A 2,982-nucleotide genomic window follows, 5' to 3' on the forward strand; every position below is an offset into this window, starting at 1 on the left:
GTCATCGGCGGCGATCTCGTCCAGCTTGGCCGACAGCGCCTCCAGCATCGGCTCGCTGAGCGCGTTGAAGGCCTTGGGCGTGTTGAGTGTGAGGGTGTGCACCCCGCGCGGGTCGCGCGCATGCAACAGGATCGGTTCGGCGTCTAAGGCGGTCATCGGCAGCGGTCTCCTCGTTTCGGGTCGCGGGGGTCAGACGTCGGCCAGCACGCGCAGGTGCGCCTCCACGCTGCGAGCCAGCGCGCTGAGGTTATAGCCGCCCTCCAGCACGCTGACGATGCGGCCCTTGGCGTGGCGGCGCGCCACGTCCATCAGCCGCTGCGTGATCCAGACATAGTCCTGTTCCACCAGCGCGAGTTGGCCCAGGTCGTCCTCGCGGTGGGCGTCGAAGCCGGCGCTGATCAGGATCAGCTCCGGACGGTGCGCCTGCAGCCGCGGCAGCCACATCATCTCGATCAGCTCGCGCACATCCATGCCTTTGGTGTAGGCCGGCACCGGCACGTTGACCAGGTTGGTGTCATCGCGGTGGTCCCACTCCGGGTAGTAGGGGTGCTGGTAGAAACTGCACATCAGGATGCGCTCGTCGCCGGCCACGATGTCCTCGGTCCCATTGCCATGGTGCACATCGATGTCGACGATGGCCACACGCTGCAGCCCCAGGCGCGCCAGCGCATACTTGGCCGCCACCGCCACGTTGTTGAAGAAGCAAAACCCCATCGCCCGGTTGCGGCAGGCGTGGTGTCCGGGCGGGCGCACGGCGCAAAAGGCGTTGGCCAGTTCGCCGTCGACCACCGCCTCGGTGGCATCGATCGCCGCGCCCGCTGCCGCCAGCGCCGCCTCCCAGGTGTGGGGATTGAGTGCTGTGTCCGGATCGACGGACAGCGTTTGCGGCCCACCCGCCGCAATGGCGTCGCGCAACTCATCGCTCAACCCGCGGATGGCCGCGACATGCAGGCGATCGTGAGCCAGCTCCAGCTCGGCCACCGAGGCCGGAGTCGCGGTGCGCTGCTCCAAGGCATCGAGCAGGCCGGTGATCAACAGGCGGTCATCGATGGCCCCGAGGCGCTGAGGGCACTCCGGGTGGCCGGGCCCCATGTCGTGTCGGACGCAGGCGGGGTGGGTGTAGTAGCCGGTCGGTTTCATGGCAGACGGGTTTGGGGGCACGCACCACTGCGCTTTCCGGTATCGTCCAGGGTATGACCGACTACCGGCCCCTCATTGCCTCCTTGATGCATCAGCTTACCACGGTCATCGTGGGCAAAGACGACGTCCTGCGCGACGCCCTGACCTGTGTGCTGGCAGGCGGTCATTTGCTGATCGAAGACCTGCCCGGTGTCGGCAAAACGACACTGGCGCAGGCATTGGCGCGTACCCTGGGCCTGCAGTTCGCGCGGGTGCAGTTCACGGCCGACCTGATGCCGAGCGACCTGATCGGTGCCTCGGTATACGACCGGGCGCGGCAGGACTTCGTGTTCCACCCGGGGCCGCTGTTCACCCAGGTGTTGCTGGCCGACGAGATCAACCGCGCCAGCCCCAAGACCCAGAGCGCGTTGCTGGAAGCGATGGAAGAACGCCAGGTCAGCGTCGATGGCGCGACGCACGCGCTGCCACGGCCGTTCTTCGTCATCGCGACGCAAAACCCCTTCGAGCAATTGGGCACCCACGGCCTGCCCGAGTCGCAACTGGACCGGTTTTTGATGCGGCTATCGCTTGGCTACCCCAGCCGCGCGGCCGAGCGCGCCCTGCTGCGGAGCGAGGACCGCCGGCAGATGCTGCAACGGCTGCCGGCGGCGCTGGATGCCGAGGGTTTGCACGGCTTGCAGCAGGCCGCGGAGGCCGTGGCGGTGAGCGACCCGTTGTTGGACTATCTGCAGGCGCTGCTGGCCGCCACACGCGAGCCGCGTTGGTTTGCCCACGGCCTGAGCCCCCGCGCCGGTCTGGCGCTGTTGCGCGCCGCCCGAGCCCGGGCGCTGGTGCAGGGGCGGGGTTACGTGGCCCCCGACGACCTGCTGGATGTGCTGATCCCCGTGGCGGCGCACCGGCTGACGCCCGCAGCCGGGGCGACACGGGATGCGGCGGGGCAGCTGCGTGCGCTGGTGCAAGCCCTACCCCTGCCTTGAGGGCCCTGATGAGTCAGCCCCGCGCCTTGCTGCAAAACCCACAGGGCCCACGGGGGCGGCTGCGCGCCTGGTGGCTGGCGCGGCTGCCCGCGACTGCGGAGCATGTGCTGCACCACCGCAACCTGTATGTGCTGCCGACCCGGCCAGGCTGGATGCTGGGGCTGACACTGCTCCTGCTGCTGGTGGGCAGCATCAACTACCAGCTCAACCTGGGATATCTGCTGACCTTCTTGCTGGTGGGTCAAGCGATGGTCGGCGTGTGGGTCGCACACCAAAATCTGCATGGCCTGCGCCTGGGAATAGGCATCGAGGGCGAGGCGTTCGCCGGTCAGCCGGTCCGAACCCGGATCGACATTCACAACCCCGTCCGGCGCGCGCGCTGGGCCCTGTCCGTGCGCTGGGGACGACCGCAGGCGGACGCGGCATCGGTGGACCTGCCTGCGGGCGAGACGGCCAGCGTGGCCCTGCCCCTGGTGTTTGCCACGCGGGGGCGGTACACACTGCCTTGGCTGACCATCGAAACCTGCTACCCGCTGGGCGCCTTTCGCGTTTGGAGCTGGTGGCGCCCAGCGGGCGCGGTCAGCGTCTATCCGACGCCAGAGGCCGACGCGCCGCCGCTGCCTGGCCCAGCGGCGGCAGCCGACGCCTGCCCTGCGCCGCCGCAGGCCCCCAGCCTGACGCCCGCTGCAGTGAGCGACGACCTGCCCGATGCGGTGCGGCCCTACCGCGCTGGCGACTCCCCCGCCCGGGTGCTATGGAAAAAAGCCGCCCGCCGGGATGGCGACCCCAGCGACTGGCTGGTGCGTCAGCCTTCCCACCAGCAGACCGCGGCCACCCTTTGGCTAGACAGCAGCACCTGCGGAGC

The 2,982-nt window shown here is 69.2% G+C and carries 3 protein-coding genes; 2 read left to right on the plus strand and 1 reads right to left on the minus strand.

Features of this window, described 5'->3' with window-relative positions:
• Positions 1-189: 189 nt before the first annotated feature.
• Positions 190-1,140 carry a histone deacetylase family protein gene (locus tag P3W97_RS06155; protein ID WP_300844820.1) on the minus strand — a complete coding sequence of 317 codons (951 nt, stop codon included), beginning with the start codon at positions 1,138-1,140 and terminating at the stop codon, positions 190-192.
• Positions 1,141-1,226: 86 nt separating this feature from the next.
• On the opposite strand from P3W97_RS06155, the gene P3W97_RS06160 reads away from it, so the two are divergent.
• Together P3W97_RS06160 and P3W97_RS06165 are read left to right on the plus strand one after the other, a co-directional pair.
• Positions 1,227-2,117: an AAA family ATPase gene (locus P3W97_RS06160; RefSeq protein WP_300844821.1), complete on the plus strand. Its 891-nt coding sequence runs from the start codon at positions 1,227-1,229 to the stop codon at positions 2,115-2,117.
• Positions 2,118-2,125: 8 nt separating this feature from the next.
• Positions 2,126-2,982: DUF58 domain-containing protein (locus P3W97_RS06165; protein ID WP_300844823.1), on the plus strand; the 857-nt coding region annotated here is incomplete at its 3' end.

Origin of the sequence: Tepidimonas sp., from assembly GCF_029335975.1 — a bacterium.
Taxonomy (GTDB): domain Bacteria; phylum Pseudomonadota; class Gammaproteobacteria; order Burkholderiales; family Burkholderiaceae_C; genus Tepidimonas.